Origin of the sequence: Niveispirillum fermenti (genome assembly GCF_048066175.1) — a bacterium.
Classification (GTDB): domain Bacteria; phylum Pseudomonadota; class Alphaproteobacteria; order Azospirillales; family Azospirillaceae; genus Niveispirillum; species Niveispirillum fermenti.
The window spans coordinates 221200-241179 of the sequence record NZ_JBLTXA010000001.1; the positions used below are offsets into that span (position 1 = coordinate 221200).

24 protein-coding genes are annotated in these 19980 nt (G+C 64.3%); 4 read left to right on the forward strand and 20 right to left on the reverse strand.

Going from position 1 to position 19980, the window contains the following annotated elements; translation table 11 throughout:
- Nucleotides 1-74 precede the first annotated feature (74 nt).
- Together ade and ACM9LZ_RS00930 are read right to left on the reverse strand one after the other, a co-directional pair.
- Nucleotides 75-1790 (reverse strand): adenine deaminase, encoded by a 1716-nt coding sequence (ade, locus tag ACM9LZ_RS00925; protein ID WP_416617454.1) that lies wholly within the window; start codon nt 1788-1790, stop codon nt 75-77.
- A 17-nt stretch (nt 1791-1807) separates the two neighbouring features.
- Nucleotides 1808-2263: a hypothetical protein gene (locus ACM9LZ_RS00930; protein WP_416617455.1), complete on the reverse strand. Its 456-nt coding sequence runs from the start codon at nt 2261-2263 to the stop codon at nt 1808-1810.
- Between the two features lie 36 nt (nt 2264-2299).
- On the opposite strand from ACM9LZ_RS00930, the gene ACM9LZ_RS00935 reads away from it, so the two are divergent.
- Nucleotides 2300-3601 carry an NCS2 family permease gene (locus tag ACM9LZ_RS00935; protein WP_445376487.1) on the forward strand — a complete coding sequence of 434 codons (1302 nt, stop codon included), beginning with the start codon at nt 2300-2302 and terminating at the stop codon, nt 3599-3601.
- Nucleotides 3602-4235: 634 nt separating this feature from the next.
- Here ACM9LZ_RS00935 and ACM9LZ_RS00940 read toward each other — a convergent pair.
- The 8 genes from ACM9LZ_RS00940 to ACM9LZ_RS00975 form a co-directional block, all read right to left on the reverse strand.
- Nucleotides 4236-4805, reverse strand: coding sequence for a DNA-3-methyladenine glycosylase I (locus ACM9LZ_RS00940; RefSeq protein WP_416617456.1), 570 nt, complete (start codon nt 4803-4805; stop codon nt 4236-4238).
- A gap of 144 nt (nt 4806-4949) precedes the next feature.
- A complete protein-coding gene (locus ACM9LZ_RS00945) occupies nt 4950-5417 on the reverse strand; it encodes a RidA family protein (RefSeq protein WP_416617457.1) in 468 nt (155 codons plus the stop codon).
- Nucleotides 5418-5496: 79 nt separating this feature from the next.
- Nucleotides 5497-7158 carry an ArnT family glycosyltransferase gene (locus tag ACM9LZ_RS00950; protein ID WP_416617458.1) on the reverse strand — a complete coding sequence of 554 codons (1662 nt, stop codon included), beginning with the start codon at nt 7156-7158 and terminating at the stop codon, nt 5497-5499.
- A complete protein-coding gene (locus tag ACM9LZ_RS00955; RefSeq protein WP_416617459.1) occupies nt 7155-7466 on the reverse strand; it encodes a lipid-A-disaccharide synthase N-terminal domain-containing protein in 312 nt (103 codons plus the stop codon). Before ACM9LZ_RS00955 ends, ACM9LZ_RS00950 begins: the two co-directional genes overlap by 4 nt.
- On the reverse strand, nt 7463-8185 hold the full coding sequence (locus ACM9LZ_RS00960; protein WP_416617460.1) for a glycosyltransferase family 2 protein: 723 nt from the start codon (nt 8183-8185) through the stop codon (nt 7463-7465). Before ACM9LZ_RS00960 ends, ACM9LZ_RS00955 begins: the two co-directional genes overlap by 4 nt.
- A 102-nt stretch (nt 8186-8287) precedes the next feature.
- Complete coding sequence (gene pncA, locus ACM9LZ_RS00965; RefSeq protein WP_416617461.1) at nt 8288-8920, reverse strand: bifunctional nicotinamidase/pyrazinamidase; 633 nt, start codon at nt 8918-8920, stop codon at nt 8288-8290.
- 19 nt (nt 8921-8939) lie between these two features.
- Nucleotides 8940-9416, reverse strand: coding sequence for a nucleoside deaminase (locus ACM9LZ_RS00970; protein ID WP_416617462.1), 477 nt, complete (start codon nt 9414-9416; stop codon nt 8940-8942).
- Nucleotides 9417-9607: 191 nt separating this feature from the next.
- The gene (locus ACM9LZ_RS00975; RefSeq protein WP_416617463.1) at nt 9608-9760 is read right to left on the reverse strand and encodes a DUF3309 family protein; all 153 of its coding nucleotides are present in this window, start codon (nt 9758-9760) and stop codon (nt 9608-9610) included.
- Between the two features lie 233 nt (nt 9761-9993).
- Here ACM9LZ_RS00975 and ACM9LZ_RS00980 point away from each other — a divergent pair, with 233 nt between their 5' ends.
- Nucleotides 9994-10398 (forward strand): GreA/GreB family elongation factor, encoded by a 405-nt coding sequence (locus ACM9LZ_RS00980; protein ID WP_416617464.1) that lies wholly within the window; start codon nt 9994-9996, stop codon nt 10396-10398.
- A gap of 109 nt (nt 10399-10507) precedes the next feature.
- Here the strand turns inward: ACM9LZ_RS00980 and ACM9LZ_RS00985 are convergent, their stop codons facing one another.
- The gene (locus tag ACM9LZ_RS00985) at nt 10508-11011 is read right to left on the reverse strand and encodes a hypothetical protein (RefSeq protein WP_416617465.1); all 504 of its coding nucleotides are present in this window, start codon (nt 11009-11011) and stop codon (nt 10508-10510) included.
- A gap of 302 nt (nt 11012-11313) precedes the next feature.
- Between ACM9LZ_RS00985 and ACM9LZ_RS00990 the strand changes: the two genes are divergently transcribed.
- Together ACM9LZ_RS00990 and ACM9LZ_RS00995 are read left to right on the forward strand one after the other, a co-directional pair.
- Nucleotides 11314-11682 carry a hypothetical protein gene (locus ACM9LZ_RS00990; protein ID WP_416617466.1) on the forward strand — a complete coding sequence of 123 codons (369 nt, stop codon included), beginning with the start codon at nt 11314-11316 and terminating at the stop codon, nt 11680-11682.
- 10 nt (nt 11683-11692) lie between these two features.
- The gene (locus tag ACM9LZ_RS00995) at nt 11693-12043 is read left to right on the forward strand and encodes a DUF2200 domain-containing protein (protein ID WP_416617467.1); all 351 of its coding nucleotides are present in this window, start codon (nt 11693-11695) and stop codon (nt 12041-12043) included.
- A 165-nt stretch (nt 12044-12208) separates the two neighbouring features.
- On the opposite strand, the gene era is transcribed toward ACM9LZ_RS00995, so the two are convergent.
- The 9 genes from era to folK form a co-directional block, all read right to left on the reverse strand.
- Nucleotides 12209-13186 carry a GTPase Era gene (era, locus tag ACM9LZ_RS01000; protein WP_416617468.1) on the reverse strand — a complete coding sequence of 326 codons (978 nt, stop codon included), beginning with the start codon at nt 13184-13186 and terminating at the stop codon, nt 12209-12211.
- Nucleotides 13183-13872, reverse strand: a complete 690-nt coding sequence (gene rnc / locus ACM9LZ_RS01005; protein WP_416617469.1) for a ribonuclease III — start codon at nt 13870-13872, stop codon at nt 13183-13185. The genes era and rnc overlap by 4 nt, the downstream gene beginning before the upstream one ends.
- Entirely contained in the window at nt 13869-14702 is an 834-nt protein-coding gene (gene lepB / locus ACM9LZ_RS01010) for a signal peptidase I (protein WP_416617470.1), read from the reverse strand. Before lepB ends, rnc begins: the two co-directional genes overlap by 4 nt.
- Before the next feature lie 6 nt (nt 14703-14708).
- Entirely contained in the window at nt 14709-15125 is a 417-nt protein-coding gene (gene acpS, locus ACM9LZ_RS01015) for a holo-ACP synthase (protein WP_416617471.1), read from the reverse strand.
- A complete protein-coding gene (locus tag ACM9LZ_RS01020; protein ID WP_416617634.1) occupies nt 15122-15868 on the reverse strand; it encodes a pyridoxine 5'-phosphate synthase in 747 nt (248 codons plus the stop codon). Before ACM9LZ_RS01020 ends, acpS begins: the two co-directional genes overlap by 4 nt.
- Nucleotides 15868-16392 carry a DUF2062 domain-containing protein gene (locus tag ACM9LZ_RS01025; protein ID WP_416617472.1) on the reverse strand — a complete coding sequence of 175 codons (525 nt, stop codon included), beginning with the start codon at nt 16390-16392 and terminating at the stop codon, nt 15868-15870. Before ACM9LZ_RS01025 ends, ACM9LZ_RS01020 begins: the two co-directional genes overlap by 1 nt.
- 76 nt (nt 16393-16468) lie before the next feature.
- A complete protein-coding gene (locus tag ACM9LZ_RS01030) occupies nt 16469-18682 on the reverse strand; it encodes a RelA/SpoT family protein (protein WP_416617473.1) in 2214 nt (737 codons plus the stop codon).
- A 65-nt stretch (nt 18683-18747) separates the two neighbouring features.
- Nucleotides 18748-19134, reverse strand: a complete 387-nt coding sequence (gene rpoZ / locus ACM9LZ_RS01035) for a DNA-directed RNA polymerase subunit omega (protein WP_416617474.1) — start codon at nt 19132-19134, stop codon at nt 18748-18750.
- Between the two features lie 83 nt (nt 19135-19217).
- Nucleotides 19218-19772, reverse strand: coding sequence for a 2-amino-4-hydroxy-6-hydroxymethyldihydropteridine diphosphokinase (folK, locus tag ACM9LZ_RS01040; protein ID WP_416617475.1), 555 nt, complete (start codon nt 19770-19772; stop codon nt 19218-19220).
- Between the last annotated feature and the right edge of the window lie 208 nt (nt 19773-19980).

The following is a 19980-nucleotide window of genomic DNA, read 5'->3' on the forward strand; positions in this document are numbered from 1 at the left end:
GAAAACGGGATTTGAGGGCGGTGATCAGAACCAATTGGTTCTGATCACCGCAAAATAGTATTAACTGTAAGTCATCACGCCGCCACCAGCTCAAACTTGTCCACATCCACCAGCCCCATGTCGGTGATCTTCAGATGCGGGATCACCGGCAGGGGGAGGAAGGCCAGTTGCAGGAAGGGCTCAGCCAGAGGGCAGCCCAGCGCCTTGACCGATGTGCGCAGCGCTTCCAACTCATGTTCCACCGCCTCGAACGGCTTCAGGCTCATCAGGCCCGCGACCGGCAGGGCGAGTTCGCCGACAACAGCACCATCCTTCACAGCCACGAAGCCACCGCCGATTTCGATCAGGCGGTTGATGGCAGCGACCATGTCGGCGTCGCTGGAGCCCACCGCGCAGATATTGTGGCTGTCATGGCCGACAGAACTGGCCAGCGCGCCCGACCGGATGCCGAAGCCCTTCACGAAGCCCTTGCCGATATTGCGGGTGAAGCCGTGGCGCTCCACCACGACGATCTTCAGGATGTCATTGTCCGGATCGGCATGGCGGCGGCCGTTGCGATAGGGGACGGTGGCCTGCAACGCCTCCGTGATGATCTTGTTGGGCAGCACACCGATGACAGGCGTGCCGGGACCGGCGGCGGGAATGGCGAGGTCTTCGGCCCCGATGCGGTCGCGCTTGATGGAGTTCAGGCCCACGGCGGGCGCAGAGGTGCGGCCGGCAAAGGTTTCAGGGGATACCGGCTTGCCGGCCCGGATCACCTGGGACACGGCACATTGCGCCAGATCGTCCAGCAGGACGATATCCGCCCGATAGCCCGGCGCCACCAGCCCCCGGTCCGTCAGCCCGAAACCGCGTGCCGCCGACCATGTGGCCGTGCGATAGGTGGCGGCAATATCCGCCCCATGGGCGATGGCACGGCGGATCAGATGGTCCAGATGTCCTTCCTCCGCGATGTCCAGCGGGTTGCGATCATCGGTGCAGAAGGCCAGGAACGGGCTGGTCACCGGATCGATCAATCCTGCCAGCGCATCCACATCCTTTGACACCGAGCCGTCGCGGATCAGCACCTGCATGCCCTTGGCGATCTTTTCCCGCGCCTCGGCCTGGCTGGTGCATTCATGGCAGTTCCGGATGCCGCAGGAAAGATAGGCGTTCAGTTCCTTTCCTGTGACCAGCGGTGAATGCCCATCGATATGGGCGCCATAGAACTCCGCCAGCTTGTCCAGCGTCTCCTCATCCTTCCACAGCACGCCGGGAAAGTTCATGAACTCGGCCAGGCCGATGACTTTGGGATGGTGGCGGTGGCGGGCCAGATCGTCGGCCTTCAGCCGGGCGCCCGCCGTTTCCAGATGCGTGGCCGGCACACAGGAGGAAAGCTGGACGCGCAGGTCCAGCGCTGTCGTCAGAGCCGAATCCAGGAAATATTCAAGCCCCGTCCGCCCCAGCACGTTGCATATCTCGTGCGGGTCGCAGATGGCCGTGGTGGTGCCGCGGGGCAGGACGCAGCGGTCGAATTCCGACGGGGCGACCAGGGTGCTTTCACAATGGACATGGGTGTCGATGAAACCCGGCACGGCAAAGCGGCCCCTGCCATCGATCTCCATGACGCCGTCATAGCGGTCATAGGTGCCGACGATGGTGTCGCCGCAGATGGCGATGTCGGTTTCATCGATGGCACCGGTAGCCACGTTCAGCAGCCGTACATTCTTGATGACAAGATCGGCGCGGTTGCGCCCCATGGCCTGATCGATCCGCTGTTTCAGGATGGCTTTGGCGGCGGCGCGGTCCATGGGTCAGCCCTCACATCTCAATGGGGAACATTGGCACAGAGCGCCACCAGGTCGGCTTCGGCCGCCGGCTGGACGGGACGGCCGTTGAACAGAACCCGGTCACGCTCGACCGTTACCGTACCGATCTGCACCTCCCCCCGGTAGAGGTTATTTGTTGCGATACCGAAACGCCGGGCCAGATCGGCGGTCAACTCGATCTCGATCACCTCCGGCAGCGCGATGGCGGCGCTGTCGGGCAAATCGGCCGGGGCGACCGGCCGGCCATGCACATCGACACCGGGCCGGTATTCGACATCGGCGCCGGGCTGGTGGCGGGTCAGGTACCGGCAGGCAGCGGGATCGACGCGGATGGTCGGCGGGTCGGCCTGGGTCCGGGCCGGCGATTGCGCCAGGGCCGGGACGGGAAAGACGACCAGTGCGAACAAGGCCACCAACCCTATGGCTCCCATGGCTTTTTCAAGGAATACTGGCATTCCGTCTCTCCCCATATCCGACGCGCGGGGGCGCCCATGCGCATGCTGGTATCCTACTTCAAGCTGAACGAGCTGGGCAGTGATGTCCGGACGGAGTTGCTGGCCGGGTTCACGACTTTTTTAACCATGGCTTACATCATCTTCGTCAATCCGCAGATCCTGTCGGCAGCGGGCATGGACCATGGGGCCGTGTTCGTGGCGACCTGTCTGGCCGCGGCGCTGGGCTCCGCCATCATGGGGCTTTACGCCAACTATCCCATCGCCCAGGCACCGGGCATGGGGCTGAACGCCTATTTCGCGTTCACGGTGGTCGGACAGATGGGCTATTCCTGGCAGGTGGCGCTGGGGGCCGTGTTCCTGTCCGGTATCCTGTTCATCATCCTGTCGGTGCTGCCCGTGCGTGAGGCGGTGGTGAACGCCATTCCGCGCACGCTGAAGCTGGCGATCTCGGCCGGGATCGGTTTGTTCCTGGCCATCATCGCGCTGGAAAATGCCGGGTTGATCCGGGCCCATCCCGTCACGCTGGTCACCATCGGCGACCTGACGAAGCCACAGCCGCTGCTGGCTGCTGCCGGTTTCATCATCCTCTGCGCGATGGCCGCGCGGCGGGTGACGGGGGCCGTGATCCTGACCATCCTGGCCGTGGCACTGGTCGGCATGGTATCCGGTGTCACCCCGTTCAACGGGCAGGTCGTGTCATTGCCCCCCGATCCCAGCCCCACCTTCCTGGCCATGGATCTGGCCGGGGCCTTCAGCATCGGGCTGGTCACGGTCGTGTTCGCCTTCTTCTTTGTCGATCTGTTCGACACGGCGGGCACCCTGGTCGGTGTCGCGCACCGGGCCGGGTTGCTGGACAAGGATGGCAGGCTGCCGCGCCTGAAGCGCGCCCTGTTCGCCGATGCCGCCGCCACGACGGCCGGTGCGGCGCTGGGGACATCCACCGTCACCTCCTATATCGAAAGCGCGGCCGGCACCAATGTCGGCGGGCGCAGCGGGTTGACGGCCGTCACGGTGGCCGTGCTGTTCCTGGCCTGCCTGTTCCTGGCCCCACTGGCCGCCAACATCCCCGCCTATGCCACGGCCCCCGCCCTGCTCTACATCGCGTGCCTGATGGCGCGCGGACTGACCGAAATCGACTGGGAGGATGTGACGGAATATGCACCGGCCGTGGCGACAGCCATCGCCATGCCGCTGACCTATTCCATCGCCCATGGCATCGCCATCGGCTTCATCACCTTCGCCGGTATCAAGATCCTGACCGGCCGCTGGCGGGAGGCGGGACCCGTCGTCCTGGTGCTGGCGGGGCTGTTCCTTTTGAAATTCGTCCTGCTGGGCTGACCGGCAGGCAACCGATTCCCCTCTCCCCGCCATGATATTCCCCCATGGCGGGAGTAGATATTAACAGATGGACGATTAAGGATTACGCAGAGAAAATCATGATAACGATAGCATTGATGAAATAATAGGCTTGTGCTGCCCTTTTGGGCATTCATTCCGTTTGCGTAAAGGGCACAAGCAACCCAAGCCGGCGTCCAATGAGAAGAAGACTAAATTTTTCTTTATTTTCAATGTGTTAGATAGAATCTGCGATCCAGGGAAGCCATGCAGCAGGGATATGGTTCGAAACCGAACCATGCATCCGTGACAATGCTGCCACAGTGCCCGCATCATTTTTGTGCGAAGCATTTGGTTAATGATTTTTGATGGTGACGGGTGTGCCGAGGCCTGCTTATACTCCGCCCCACAAAAGAAAAAGACCGCGCCAGCAAGGCAGCGCGGCCTGAGTTTAGGGAGGAATCGCCACCAGGCGGTGTCAAAACAGGGATCCAACCCCGTTCGACAAGATAAGTTTTTAACTTTCTGAATTCGAAGGCAAGCCGATTTTATCGGCTTGCCTTTTTTATTGATCGATTCTTAGATTTTTGCTCAAGAAATATGCAATTGCTAACCAACCGAACAGGCGTTTGCCCGTTCAGAGGGCGGAATAGCCCTGAAAACCCGCCTTTATGGCTTGTTGCCAGGGCAAATCGAGATTCGACATAGCAATCATGGCCGGACAATCGGGCCGGTGGGCGCCGGGCAGATATCCGATGCTCATCAGGAACTCGCCAACGATCTCCCCGCCTGTGAAGCGGAAAGTCCGGCCGAACAGCTTCACCCATTCGGGCTTGCCCCGCGGGTGGTTAGCCGCGATCCAGCCATGGAAGGAACCGTGGCTGGATCGCAGGCGCTGGATCATCTGTGCATTGTGAATAGCGGCCTGGACCTTCAGCCGGTTTCGGATGATACCCGGATCGGCCAGCAGCCGGTCAATATCCGCAGGGCCGTAAGCCGCCACCGCATCGACGGAAAAACCATCATAGGCGGCGCGAAAGCTTTCCCGCTTCTTCAGGATGGTGAGCCAGGACAGGCCGGCCTGGTTGATTTCCAGCACCAGCCGTTCGAACAGTTCATCATCCCCGGTGAGCGGGACGCCATATTCATGATCATGATAGGGACCGTGCCATTCATGGCCCGGCGCCACATCGCAATATCCCGACAAGATTCCGCTTCCTTCTCACGAAAGGTCGTATCCTGGCAGCATAGCGCGGCGGAGCCGGACGGTCGCGGAAAATGTTCGCTTTACGTTCTGTTTAACAGCATCTCCGGCCTGCCTGCGACCAGGGCGGGCAGGCCGGAGACCGGGTCAGGCGACCTCCAGCACGGCCTCTACCTCCACCGCCACGCCGAAGGGCAGTGACGCGGCGGAGACGGCGGAACGGGCATGCTTGCCGGCATCACCGAACACTTCGCCCATCAATTCCGACGCACCGTTGATCACCTTGGGCTGGTCATTGAAATCGCCTGTGGAGTTGACGAAACCCACCAGCTTCACCACCCGCACCACGCGGTCCAGATCGCCATCCAGCGCCAGCCGGGCCTGTGCGATGATGTTGAGGGCGCAAAGACGGGCCGCCTCCCGCCCTTCCTCAATCGAACAGCCGGCGCCCAGCTTGCCGACATGACGCAGTTCCCCGTTCCACATCGGCACCTGACCGGAAATGAAAAGCTGGTTGCCCGTGCGCACGGCCGGGATATAGGCGGCCAAGGGCACCGCAGCCTTGGGCAGTTCGATATTCAATTCGGCCAGACGCGCGTCGATGCGACCCGCCATGGCAACCTCCTCTCAAAGGTGATGGGTTGGCCCCTTGATAGCAGTGCCCAAGGCGCCGGGGAAGGGCCGGACCCCGCACTTATCGATCCATGTCCTGGCCTGACAGGATGTAGAAATGCAGCAGGACCGGCCGGCCGCGGGAATAATTGAAGCCGGACAGTTCGGCCACCCGGCGCGGATGCCGGCCGGCCGCCTGCATGGCGGCAAGGAACGCCGCCTCCTCCCGCCCCGTGGTGACCAGTCCGATGGCACAGGCGGGATCGGCCAGCAGATGACCGGCCACCATGCCGCCCCCACCCAGCCGCGTTTGCGTGCCCACCAGGAACACCATGGACGGCTCTGTATAGCCACCGGCCGCCAGGATACTGCCGGCACAGGGCTTTTGCGCGTCGAACACCTGCCGGACCTGCGGGCTCAGCCAGAAAGGCGTCAGGCCCGGCAGCGCCATCCCGAACAGACCGGCATGGAAGCCCAGGCTGGCCAGCAGCGCCACCATCAGCCCCCGCCCCCGGTGATGGCGGGCCAGCAGGAACCAGAGCAGGCCGCCGGCAACCAGCACAATCCCCCCGGTAGCGACCAGGCTGCCTGTCAGCCCCTGCCCCATCAGCCGATAAGGGGCACCGACCAGCACCACACCCAGCGCGCCCGACACCAGCAGCATCAGGGCGGCGGCCGGCCAGGACCAGCGCCGCATCCGGGGTGCAGTCACGGCACCGGTTGCCGGCAACAGCGCCGCGGCCGCCAGCAACGCCACGGCCGGCAGCACGGGAAGCGTGTAATGCGGCAGCTTGGTCACCACGATCTCGTGGATGACCCAGGTCGGGATGATCCAGGCCAGGCAGAAGCGAACCGCGGCCTCATGCCGGCGCGCCCATATCCAGGGCAGCGCCAGCAGGACCAGCGGCGCCCAGGGCCAGAAACTGATCCAGAAGCTGGCCAGGAAATATCCCGGCGGTGCGCCATGGCTTTCCTGCCCCGCATGCGCCTTGCCCAGGAATTCATGCCCCACAGCCGTGGCGAAGAAGCCGCCATCCGTGGCGATCGTGATGGCGGCCAGCCAGGGCAGCACAAGGGCCAGCAGAACCGCGAGACCGGCGACAGGGCGCAGGCGGGCAAGCCATGGCGCATCGCGATCGATGATCCACAGCGCCAGCATGGCGGCACCCACCACCATCAGGATCACCCCCTTGACCAGGATGCCCAGCCCCAGCGAAAGCCAGAACAGCATCGCCAGCCCCCGCGGCAGGGGCAGATCCGGCCGCATATAGACCCGCGCCAGCACCCCCATGCAGCCCATGACACAGGCAAGCTGGACGGCATCGGTCTTGGCCATGCGGGCTTCCACACCCAGAATGACACAGGTGGCCAGCATCGCGGCCCCCAGCAGCCCGGCCGCCGGCCCGAACAGGCTGGCCCCCGCCCAGGCCGTCAGCAGCACGGCCGCCAGCGCGCCCGCCAGGGAGGGCAGCCGGTACATCCAGACCGGCCCGTCATCGCCGCCGACCGTCAGGACATGCACCGTCGCGGCCTGCATCCAGTAGATACCGACCGGCTTCTTGTGCCGCGCTTCATCCTGGAAGCGGATATCGATGAAATCGCCTGTTTCCAGCATCTGCCGGCTGGCCTGGACATACCGGCTTTCATCCCGGTCGAAGGGCGGGATCGTGGCAAGGCCCGGCAGGAAGGCGGCAAGCGCCAGCACAAAAAGCAGCAGCCGGGAGAGGGTCCCCCCGGCCTTCATGTCGTCCCCCGCCTCTCCCGCCGGATCAGGTGCAGGTTGCGGGTATAGATGACCAGGGCCGGCACCTGACCCGCGATGATCACCAGATCCGGCCGCAGGAAACCATAGACCATCAGCATCATGCCCCCGCCCAGGCTGAACCACCAGAAGGCGACGGGCATCACGGAACGGCCGGCCCGCTCCGAACTGACCCACTGCACCAGAAAGCGCATCATGAACATGGCCTGGGCCGACAGGCCGAAGACCACCAGCCAGCCCTTGTCGGCGATGGCAGCATGCCACCAGGCGTCGATATGGGTCCAGATCATGGGGCCTTCACCTCGGTCACCGCCCCCGGCCGCTTCTGCCGGCGCAGCAGCCACATCACGCCGAACAGATCGAACAGGCCGATGGCCGCCCGGTGCAGGTTGGTGTATTTCGATACGCCCGACAGGCGCGGCCGGTCCGCGATGGGCATATTGGCATAGGCGAGGCCCCGCCCGCGCACGAAGGCCGGCAGGAAACGGTGCAGGCAATCGATGGCCGGCAGGTCGCAGAACAGGTCGCGGCGCATCAGCTTCAGCCCGCTGCCGGTATCCGGGCAGTCATCCCGCAGCATGGCCCGGCGCAGCCGGTTGGCGAAGGTCGAGGCCAGACGCTTGGACCGCGGCGCGCGGCGCGTCACCCGCACGCCATTGACCAGCACCAGCGAAGGGTCGGCAGCCAGCATGGACAGCATGGCGGGAATGTCGGCCGGGTCGTTCTGGCCGTCGCCATCCATCAGCACCAGCCAGTCCCCCGCCGCCGCCCGCGCGCCCGTGACCAGTCCGGCGCTTTTGCCGGCACAATATTCATGCCGGATCAGGCGCAGGGTGGGATATCCGGGCAGCCCCCCCTGCACGCGCGCCGCCGTGGCATCGCGGGAGGCATCGTCGACAACGATCACCTCGAATGCGGGGCCGCCCGCCATGGCGGCATAAATTTCAGCCAGAAGCGGCAGGATGTTGTCCTGCTCGTCATGGACGGAGATGACCACGGAAAGGTACACGCAACCTCCCTGTCGGTCGGGGGACGATCTCTGCGGGAATAATCCGAAAGCAGGATGAAGGAAAGTGACGCTTTGAAGCAGCCGCCGTGCGGCATCCGGGGGTCAGAGCCCCGCCGCCAGCGTCACACCCGCCGCCCGCAACCGATGCAGGGCGGTTGCCAGCGATCCACCCAGGTCGATGGCCCGGCTGGCACCCGTCAGCAACACGGACGCAAAACCCAGGCGGGTCGCATCCTCGGCCGAGTAGGCCACGCAGTAATCGGTGGCAAGCCCGGCAAAGAACAGCCGCGTGAAACCCCGTTCCCGGCAATAGCCGCCAAGACCCGTGGTCGTGGTCCGGTCATTTTCAAAGAAGGCCGAATAACTGTCGAGATCGGGACGGAAGCCCTTGCGCACGATCAGGCCCGCCATGGGCACATCCAGGCCGGGATGGAATGCCGCCCCCGCCGTGCCCTGCACGCAATGGGTGGGCCACAGGGTCTGGGTTCCATAGGACAGGGTGATATCCTGAAACGGTATGGTGCCCGGATGGCTGGCCGCAAAGCTGGAATGGCCCGGCGGATGCCAATCCTGGGTCAGCACGACCCCGGCCCCGGCGGCGTGGAACCGTCGTGCCAGGGCATTGGCCGCCGGCACCACGGCATCACCATCGGCAACCGCCAGTGCCCCGCCGGAACAGAAATCATTCTGGATATCAACCAGGACCAGAAGGTCCGCCATTGTCAGCGCCGTCATCTCCGCCCCCGCACGCCCTTCAATAGGGAACGCGATCCGCCTTCCCGCACCAGGCCTTGAACACGGCCAGCGCCGCCCCGTTGGGGCGGTGTTCACACGGGATGATACGATTGTCGGGCGGGCTTGCCACCTGCTCATAGATCAGCGCGTCGTCAAAGCCGATCTCCGCCGCCTGGAACCGGTCGTTGGCATAGACGATGCGGTCCACCCGCGCCCACAGGGCGGATGCCAGGCACATGGGGCACGGCTCGCAACTGGCATAAAGCGTCGCACCGCGCAGATCGAAGCGGGCCAAGGCGCGACAGGCATCGCGAATGGCCACCACCTCGGCATGGGCAGTGGGGTCGTTCGTGGATGTGACCTGGTTCCAGCCGCGGCCCACGACATGACCGTCCAGCACGACAACAGACCCGAAGGGCCCGCCATGGCCGGCCTCCATGCCCTGGCGCGACAGCTCGGCGGCCAGTGTCAGGAATTGCTGGTCTGGATCGGACATGGCGGCGGGCGCTTTCGGGCAGGATGGCGGGAAACCACCCAGGGATAGCGCCCGCACCCGCCGCCTGTCACGGGGATATTGGCGGCAACCGCCGCCGCGCCGCTGGTGCGGCGGCGCCAAGCCAACGAATGTTGGCGCCGGCGATTGGGCGGTGATCAGAACCTATGGGTTCTGATCACCGCAAAATAGTATCAGATATGGCCCAACAGGACCAGGATCAGCACGACAATCAGCACGGTGCCCAGCAGGCCGGAGGGGCCATACCCCCACCCCCGGCTGTAGGGCCAGGCCGGAATGATGCCGATCAGGAGAAGGATCAGGATGATAAGGAGGACGGTGGACATGGCTTCACCCATCTTCTGTTGTTGTTCCTCATGTCTTCTCAACACGTGAGAACCGGACAAGGGTGCGAGCCATGGCGTATTAACACTTTGGGAGACCGGAGAGGACACAGGGCACAAGAGGACACAAGGGCACATGGGACCGTCCATTCACGGGGATTGACCTTTTGCCGCCATTCGTCCTTCCTGTGGGGGGTGTCCGCCGCGGGCGGCCCCTTTTTCAAACCGAGGAAGACATGAACAGAAAAACCCAGATCGGGGATCCGCCGATCCGTATCCTGCGCGACGACCTTGAAAGGCTTGAAACCCTTCTTGATTCCATGCACCGGTCCTACGCGCGCATCTCCCTGTTCCTGCAGGAGGAACTGCTGCGCGCCGATATCGTCGACAAACAGCCGCGATCGCCCTTCGTGGGCCTGGGGTCGCATGTCGCCTTCGTCGACGAACAAGGGGCCCCCCACGCCGGCACCCTTTTCATGCCAGAGGACGGGTGTACCAGCCTGCCCGACGGGATTTCCATCCTGACCCCCGTTGGCTGTGCCCTGCTGGGCCTGTCGCAGGGGCAGAGCATCGGGTATGAGACCGTGGACGGGCGCAAGAAGCGCATCACGGTCACCGGGGTCCGGCCGCCAGACCCCTGACCATACCCACATCGCCCCGGCCCGTCACGCCTCCGGCTTCACCGCCGCGGGGCGGGGGCGGGCCGGCCGGCGGCGAAGGCAGGGGCATGTTCGCCCTGGACGGGGCAGATCAGCCGAACTGCAACAGGCCCGGTGCCTTATCGATGATCTCTTCCAGGATCATCTCCGCCGTTTCCAGGTCGCCCTTCAGCTTGTCGCCCATGGCCTTGGCATATTCGGGCCGACGCAGCTTTTCCGCCGCGTCGTGCAGGCTGCGCAGTTCGGAAATGAATATCTCCCGCGCGCCCAGCGGCAGCATGGTCTTGGCCGACAGGACGAAGAAAAAGCGCATGCTGGCCCGGATCAGCAGCCCCAGCATCAGCGTGTCCAGCCGGGCATATTCCTCCTTCAGGTCGTCGACACGGGCCGTATCCACGGCGCGCAGCCGCCCTTCGATCAGAATGCAGAGCGCTTTGAACTCCCCCACCTTGTTGCGAAATTCGTTATAGGTCTGGAAACTGTCCTTGGCGGCCTCGTCCTCGGCCAGCTTGGCCAGTCGCATCGCCTCACGCGCCTGCCCCTCCAGCGCGCCCAGCAGGTCCTGGATTTCCTTGCGGGTATAGGTGCGCTTCATGGCAGGCGTCAGCTCGATCAGTCGGAACCGGATATCGCACCTATATAAGCAATCCCGCCCCTACCCGGAAGCCCGCCCCGATGGTCAGGATGGTTTTTCTGAAGGGAAACGGTATGGCGGGGCAACCGCATGGACATCACGCACCAATGCATGTTCGCCTGCTCCTGAACATCCTCATGGCGCCATCATCCTATTTACCCGCTTCCCCCGCATCTTCCATAGTGGTTCAACGGCAAAGGAAACCGGGGGCCTCGGAAAGGCCCATTGTCCGGTCCAGTGCGCCAATGCCGGGAGGCACGTCCATGAACACGAACGATACCTATCTCGCGGTTTTCACCAGCAACAAGGCCAGCCCCCGCTGGCAGGCCTGGTATGCGATGTCCGGCGAGGAGAGGCGGGCCAGGGACGAGGAGGGGCTTGCCGCCCTTAAGGCGTGGGACGAGGCGCATCGGAACGTGATCGTCTATGCGGGCGGACCACTTGGCCCGACCAAGCGCACGTCGCCGGAGGGCGTGGCGGATGTGGTCAATGAGTTGACCGTCTTCGTCGTGGTGCGCGCCTCGTCACACGAGGCGGCGGCGCGGCTGTTCGAGGGTCATCCGCACTTCACCATCTTCCCCTGCGACAGCGTCGATGTGATGCCGCTCCTCGGTCCCAAATCCGACATGTGAGGCCGCACCCATGACGAAGCACCGCCTCTATACGATGAGTTTCGCCAAGGTTCACCCGCTCTATGTCGCCAAGGCGGAACGGAAGGGCCGCACCAGGGCAGAGGTCGATAAGATCATCTGCTGGCTGACCGGTTACACCCAGCCCGGACTCGACGCCGAACTGGCCAGGCAAACCAGCTTCGAGGATTTCTTCGCCCAGGCGCCGCGACTGAACCCTTCGCGGGATCTGGTCACAGGCGTGGTCTGCGGTGTCCGGGTGGAAAATGTCGAAGATCCGCTGATGAAGGAAATACGCATCCTCGACAAGCTGGTCGACGAGCTTGCCAAAGGCCGGCCGATGGAAAAGATATTGCGGCAATAATACTATTTTGCGGTGATCAGAACCAATTGGTTCTGATCACCGCCCTCAGTCGCCGCCGGACCAACTTGCGATGAGTTCTACTCATCGCAAGTTGGTATAAGATGGAGGGGAAGCGGCAGGGCGCGCACCCGCCGCCGGCCTCTCCCCTTTCCGCCGCCTGACCGCTCAGGCGTTGAAGTCCAGGCCCCAGGCCTCGTACTGGTCGCGCTCCTCGGCCCAGTTCTCCCGCACCTTCACGAACAGGACCAGATGGACCGGACGGCCCAGGAAATCCTGCATCTCCACCCGGGCAGCGGTGGAGATGGACTTGATGCGGCTGCCGCCCTTGCCCAGGATGATGGCCTTCTGGCTGTCGCGCTGGACATAGATCACCTGCGCGATTCGCACGGAGCCGTTCTCGAACTCCTCCCAGCTTTCCGTTTCCACGGTCGTGGCATAGGGCACTTCCTGGTGAAGCTGGAGGAACAGCTTCTCCCGCGTGATCTCCGCGGCCAGCAGACGCTCGGGCATGTCGGAAAGCTGGTCCGGCGGATAGAGCCAGGGGCCTTCCGGCACCGACGACGCGAACCAGGACAGCAGCGTGTCCAGCCCGTCACCCGTCAGGGCCGACACCATGAAGGTCTCTGTGAAGATGCCGAACGCCGCGAATTCAGATGCCAGCGCCAGAAGGCGCTCCCGCTTGATCAGGTCGATCTTGTTCAGCACCAGCACGGCCTGGCGCCCGGCGTCCTTCAGGCGGTCAACGATGCCGCGCGTGTCGTCATCGATGCGGCGCTGGCTGGCATCGAACAGTACGGCCACCTGGTCGGCATCGGTCGCCCCCTGCCATGCGGCGGCCACCATGGCACGTTCCAACCGCTTCTTCGGGGTGAAGATGCCGGGCGTGTCGACATAAAGGATCTGGCTGTCGGCCACCATGCCGATGCCCAGCACGCGCGAGCGCGTGGTCTGCACCTTGGGGCTGACGATGGAAACCTTGGTGCCGACCAGCGCGTTCAGCAGCGTGGACTTGCCCGCATTGGGCGCACCGACCAGCGCCACGAAGCCGCAGCGCGGATGGACCGGTGCGGGGCGGGCGGGGGCGTCGCCATCGGTGTCCTGGCCCGCGAGAAAGCGGGAAACGATATCGTCGGGATCGGTCATGACTTGCGTATCCGGGTCAGCAGGGCTTCGGCGGCAGCCTTTTCCGCCACCCGTTTGGAAGGACCGGAAGCGATGGCCGGCTCATGGCCCTCAACCTCCACGGAGATTTGGAAGACGGGCGCATGGTCCGGACCGCTGCGGCCGATATCCTTATAAAGCGGCAGTTTCTGTCCGCGCGCCAGCGCCCATTCCTGAAGGCCGGTCTTCGGGTCCTGCGGGGGTGCGGCCCGCGCGCCTTCCAGCGCCGCATCCCAATGCCGGCGGATGAAGCCGGCCGCCGCCGGCAGACCGCCATCCAGGTACAAGGCACCGATCACCGCCTCGCAGGCATCGGCCAGGATGGCCGGCTTCACATCGCCCGCCTGTTCGCCAGGCGCCAGGCGCAGGAACCGGCCGAGCCCGATGCGCCCCGCCACCACCACCAGCGCCTCTGCCCGGACCAGCGCCGTCAGGCGGCGGGCCAGCGCCCCTTCCTGCTCCTTGGGAAACCGTTCCAGCAGCCATTCGGCCACGATCAGGCCCAGCACGCGGTCGCCCAGGAACTCCAGCCGCTCATACCCCTTGCCCACGGCGCGGCGGTTGACACCGCCCACCGATGGATGCGTCAGCGCTTCCACCAGCCGCGCCTGATCGGCGAACCGGTGGCCCAGGATATCCTGAAGCGCATCAAGCCCGGCATCCATCATTGAACCCTTTCCCAGAACCGTTCGGTGCGGATCGCCTGGCCCCAGCGCCAGAAGCGCCACAGGCTCTCCTCTTCCCGCACCGACAAAAAGATGTAGGTGGCCCGGCCCACGAGATTTTCCACCGGGATGAAGCCCACGACGTCCGGTACACGGCTGTCCTGCGAATTGTCGCGGCTGTCGCCGATACCGAACACATGGCCCGGCGGTACGTTGAAGACGGGCGTATTGTCCAGTGGCCCGAAATCGCCCGACATCTCGATCACGGGATGCTGGCGGCCGCCGGGCAGCGTCTCGATATATTGCGGGGCCGTGAACGCGCCGCCGAACCCTTCATGCAGAACATAATCGGGCGCGCGGATGCGGGCCACCATCTCGCCATTGATGTACAATGCGCCGCCGATCATCTGCACGCGGTCGCAGGGCAGGCCCACGATGCGCTTGATATAGTCGATCGAGGTATCCTTGGGCAGCTTGAATACGGCCACGTCGCCGCGTTCGGGCAAACGGCCGAACAGACGGCCCGGCGCCCCCTGGCAGTCGGCCGTCACGGCCGGCGCATCATCCCCGAAGCGCAGGAATTCCGGCAGGGAATAGCGGCTGTAGCCATAGGCCGCCTTGTTCACGAACAGATAGTCCCCCACCAGCAGGGTCGGCACCATCGATCCCGTGGGAATGTTGAACGCCTCCACCGCCAAGGTCCGAAACCCCAGGACGACCAGCACGCAGATCAGCATGAAGCGCACGCTTTCCCCCCAGCCGCCGACGGCATGCGGCTTGGTTTCCACCAGTGGCGGCAATACTTCGTCCTGCGGGCGGCGAGGCTGTTCCATGGGCGGTCAGGCCGGTGGCTGGGCAATGGCGGAGATGACGACGAAGGCCTGGGCATAGGGGGGCTCATCCGTCATCGACAGATCGATGCGCGCATCCATGCCGGCCGGCACCAGGGCGGACAGCCGGTCCCGCGCGCCGCCGGACAGCAGCAGGGCCGGCCGGCCCTTGCCGTCGGAGACGACCTCGATATCCTTGAAATGCACGCCGTCGGCGTAACCCGTGCCCAGCGCCTTGGTCGCCGCCTCCTTCGCCGCGAACCGCTTGGCATAAAGGGCAGCACGCACAGGCCCGCGCCCCGCCGCATCGGCCCGCGCCCGCTCGCCAGCCGTGAAGATTCGGGCGGCGAAACGGTCGCCGAAACGGTCCAGGCTGGCCTGGATACGGCGGATATCGACCAGATCGCTGCCGATCCCCAGGATCATGCGGCCCCCGCCCGGCGACCGGCATCCATGCGGGCGCGCATTTCGACGATGGTGGCGGACAGGCCGACGAAGATCGCCTCCCCCATCATGAAATGCCCGATATTCAGTTCCATGATCGACTGGATGGCCGCCACGGGCCCCACATTGTCGAAGGTCAATCCATGACCGGCATGACATTCCAGGCCGATGGCCGCGGCGTGGGCGGCACCGGCCACCAGCCGGTCCAGTTCCGCCTGCCGCAGCGGGCCGGCGGGTGCGTCGGCATAGGCCCCCGTATGCAGTTCAACCACGGGCGCACCCAGCGCGCGGGCCGCATCCAACTGCACCGGGTCGGCCCCGATGAAGATGGACACCCGGATGCCGGCCGCCGCCAGCCGGGCAACATAGGGTGCCAGATGCGCCCTGTTCGCGATGACGTCCAGCCCGCCTTCCGTCGTCCTCTCCTCCCGCTTCTCCGGAACCAGACAGACGGCGTGCGGCCGATGGCGCAGGGCGATGGCCAGCATCTCCTCCGTCGCCGCCATCTCCAGGTTCAGGGGCCGGTCGATCTCGGCCATCAGCCGTTCGATATCATGGTCGCGGATATGGCGACGATCCTCCCGCAGGTGGGCCGTGATGCCATCGGCCCCCGCCGCCACGGCCAGCAGGGCCGCGCGCACCGGGTCGGGATTGTCGCCGCCGCGTGCGTTGCGCACGGTGGCCACATGGTCGATATTCACGCCCAGGCGCAGCGGCCTCAGAATCATGGCAATCCCTCTTCACGCACCTGAAGCGGCCGGGCGGCACGGCGCCGCTTCCGCCGCTTTTCCTGATAGAACCGGATCACGGGCTTGGCAATCGCATAGACGGCAAGGCCGGCCGCAATCCCCATCAGGGTGCCGCCGGCCAGCATGGGCATAAGCACCTGCCAGGGATGGCTGATCAGGAAGGCCAGCGTCAGGCGGGCCTGATCCTCATGCCCCGGCGTGATGCCCATCAGCACGCAGCCCAGCCGGTAACTGGCATACCAGATGGCCGGAAATGTCCAGGGATTGCCCACCACGGTGCCGACCATGGCCCCCATGATGCTGGCCCGGCTCACCCAGGCCAGCAGGAACCCCACCAGGAAATGCAGACCAATCAGCGGTGTCATGGAGACCGCGGCACCAAAGGCCAGCCCCAGCGCGATGGCATGCGGCGTGCCCTCGATGCGCCCCACGCGATGGACGACATAGCGGCCCGACCGTGCCAGTCCCATGGACGGCCAGACCAGCCGACGCAGCCGCATCGCTGGTGTCAATGGTACGCGCCGCCTGAACATGTTTACGGTCCCGGTTCCTTTTGCCGCCCCCTATATAGGGATGTCAGCGGCCGCGTTCGACCGAATGGATCACGGGTGTGGCCCGCAATGCCGCCATGATGTTGGTGAGGTGCTTCACGTCCTTGACGTCCACATCGATCAACATCTCGAAATAGTCGCTGGTGCGGTTGGTGATCTTCAGGTTGGTGATGTTGCCGCCATTCTTGCCGATCACCGTGGACAGGGTGCCCAGCGCCCCCGTCTCGTTCGCAACCACCACCGACAGACGGCCAACCAGATCGTCGGGCGCGTCGGCATCCGGGTCCCAGGACACATCGATCCAGCGTTCCGGACTGTCGTGGAAGCTCTCCAGTGTCTCGCAATCGATCGTATGGATCGTCACACCCTTGCCCGTGGTGACGATGCCCACGATGCGGTCCCCCACGATCGGGTGGCAACAACGGGCATAATGCACCGCCATGCCCGGGATCAGCCCCCGGATGGCCAGCGGCGCACCGCTGGCTTTACGCGCCGGCTTGGCCTTGGTGTTGATGGAAGCCACCACCTTCTCGTCCGCCGTCGCCGCGCTGGGCGTGTAACGGTGACCGGGGAAGATGGAATTGAAGACGTCGCGCACACCCGTCGTGCCGGCACCGACGGCGGCCAGAAGATCATCCACCGACGGCTGCTGATAGATCTTCAGCACACCTTCGAAGGCCTTTTCGGAATATTCGTAGCCTTCCTGGCGGAAGACCCGTTCCATCAGCCCGCGGCCGAGCTTGATATGCTCACCCCGCTGCTGGGTGCGGACAAAGCGGCGGATACGGGCCCGCGCCTTGCCCGTGATGACGAAATTTTCCCAATCCGGCGACGGCGACTGGTTCTTGGAGGTCAGCACCTCCACCTGATCACCGTTCTGCAGGTGGGTGCGCAGGGGCTGCATGCGGCCGTTGATCTTCGCCCCCACGCAGGTGTCACCCACCTGGCTGTGGACGGCATAGGCGAAATCAACAGGCGTGGCGCCGCGCGGCAGGGCGATCAGATCCCCCTTGGGCGTGAAGCAGAAGACCTGATCCTGGAACAGTTCCAGTTTGGTATGTTCCAGGAACTCCTCGGGCCGGCCGGCATGTTCCAGGATGTCCAGCAATTCGCGCAGCCACCGATATTGCCTGCCCTCCGTCTTGGGCTGGCCGGCGGGCGATCCCTGCTTGTAGGACCAATGGGCGGCCACGCCCATGTCGGCCACCTCATGCATGTCGCGGGTGCGGATCTGCACCTCGATGCGCTGCTTCTCGGGGCCGATGACGGTGGTGTGGATCGACTGGTAGCCGTTGGGCTTGGGCGTGGAGATATAGTCCTTGAACCGGCCCGGCACCACGGGGTACCGGGCATGGATGATGCCCAGCGCCTGATAGCATTCGCCCAGCGTATCGACGACGATGCGGAAGGCCATCACGTCGGACAATTGCTCGAACGCGACGTTCTTGGCGTGCATCTTGCGCCAGATCGAATAGGGCGATTTCAGGCGCCCATAGGTCTCCGCATTGGGAACGGCCGACTCGTTGCCGAAACGGACCGTCTTGTCCAATTCCTCGATGATGCGGTCCACGCGGGCCTTGCCCGTGGATTGCAGATCGTCCAGGCGGATGCGGATGCTCTCATAGGCGTCAGGATTCAATTCCTTGAACGCCAGATCCTCCAGCTCGTCCTTCCAGCGCTGGATACCGATACGCTCAGCCAGAGGAACATAGATTTCAAGCGTCTCACGCGCGATGCGGCGGCGCTTCTCCGGCTTCAGGAACTCAATGGTGCTCATATTGTGGAGACGATCCGCCAGCTTCACCAGCAGGACCCGGATATCCTCCGACATGGCCAGCACCAGCTTGCGGAAATTCTCCGCCTGCTTGGTGCTTTCGCTCTGCTCCCCGATATTCTGCAGCTCGATCCGCGACAGCTTGGTCACGCCATCGACCAGACGCGCGACCTCCGCGCCGAACAGACGCTGGATTTCCTCCAGCGTCGTCAGCGTGTCTTCCACCGTATCATGCAGCAAGGCCGTGATGATGCTGTTGGCGTCGAGCTTCAACTCCGTCAACAGCCATGCCACCCAGATCGGGTGCATGTAATAGGGATCGCCACTGGCCCGCGTCTGCGAACCATGTGCCTTCATGGTGAAGACATAGGCGCGGTTGAGCGCTTCCTCTTCGGCATTGGGGTCATACCCCATGACGCGCTCAACCAACTCATACTGGCGAATGATCTTGGCCTGGCGGCTCATTCTACACCGCCCTTCCGCGTCTTCCCACGCCAGCACGGCCCTGACATTTTTTTACTTCCGTCGGCTCAGATATCCTCGTCGGCCAGATCGGCGCCGCCGACCTCACCCTCGGCGAAATCCATATCGCCGCCCAGTTCGTCCTCGGCCTCCGCACGGGCGGCGTCCTGGGCCCAGGACGCCTCGCCGGCCATCAGCTCAACGATCTCCTCCTCGGGCTCGTCCTGCTCCGGCACGCGCTGGTGGCCCTTGATCAGGCTGTTCTTCAGACCGTCCAGGGCGACCGTCTCATCCGCGATCTCGCGCAGGGCGACGACGGGGTTCTTGTCATTGTCCCGATCGATGGACAGCGGCGAACCGGAAGCGATGTCGCGGGCGCGCTGGGCCGCCATCATCACCAGCTCGAAACGGTTCGGGACCTTCAGGACGCAATCTTCAACGGTTACGCGGGCCATTCGACATATACTCCAGCGACGGACAAGCCTTTATCTATAAGGAGCAGACCGGAACATTGCAAGAATGCCCACCCGCGCCCACGTCATTCCAGACCCGACAGGCGGGGCACCGATCCGGCCAGCGGCCGGATGCCCTGCCCCGGCGTCAGCGCCCCGATCAAGTCGGATACCGTAGCGCCATGCACGGGATGGCGCCAATGCGGTGCGACGTCGCGCAACGGATACAGTACAAAGGCGCGCTCGCCCATACGCGGATGCGGCAGGATGGGCGGCCCTTCCTGGAACATGCCCTTGTAGTCCAGCAAATCAAGGTCCAGCACCCGCGCCTCGTTCAACTGCCGACGCATGCGGCCGAACTCTTTTTCCACCTCATGGAGTCGCGACAGCAAGGCGGCGGGGGACAACCCGGTCTCCACCCTGGCGACGGCGTTGACGAACCAGGGCTGATCGGAAGCCGGCACGGGCGCCGTCTCGTAAAAGGCCGACACGGCCGTCACCCGTACATCGCCGGAATTCAGCCGGGCCAGCGCGCGGGTGCATATTTGTGCCGGCGTCCCCAGGGCCTCAGACGCCAAATTCGAGCCAATCGCAATCAGAATCACCGGCCTTACCTGGAAATAAGGGCCATCGCCGGCCATTTACTTGGGGGATGGCGAATGACGGCACTTGCTGCCGAACAGGCTATGGCATACCGTGCCGGAAATCGTTCGTCACCTGCCGCGTGCTTCTGGCTCCCTTGACGGGGCCAAGAGGACCGACCATAAACCTCTTCGTCCGGCCGAAGTGGTGCATGTGAAAATTGCGGCCGGAAAGTAGATTTTTCCAACTCAATTCTTAAGAGGATCG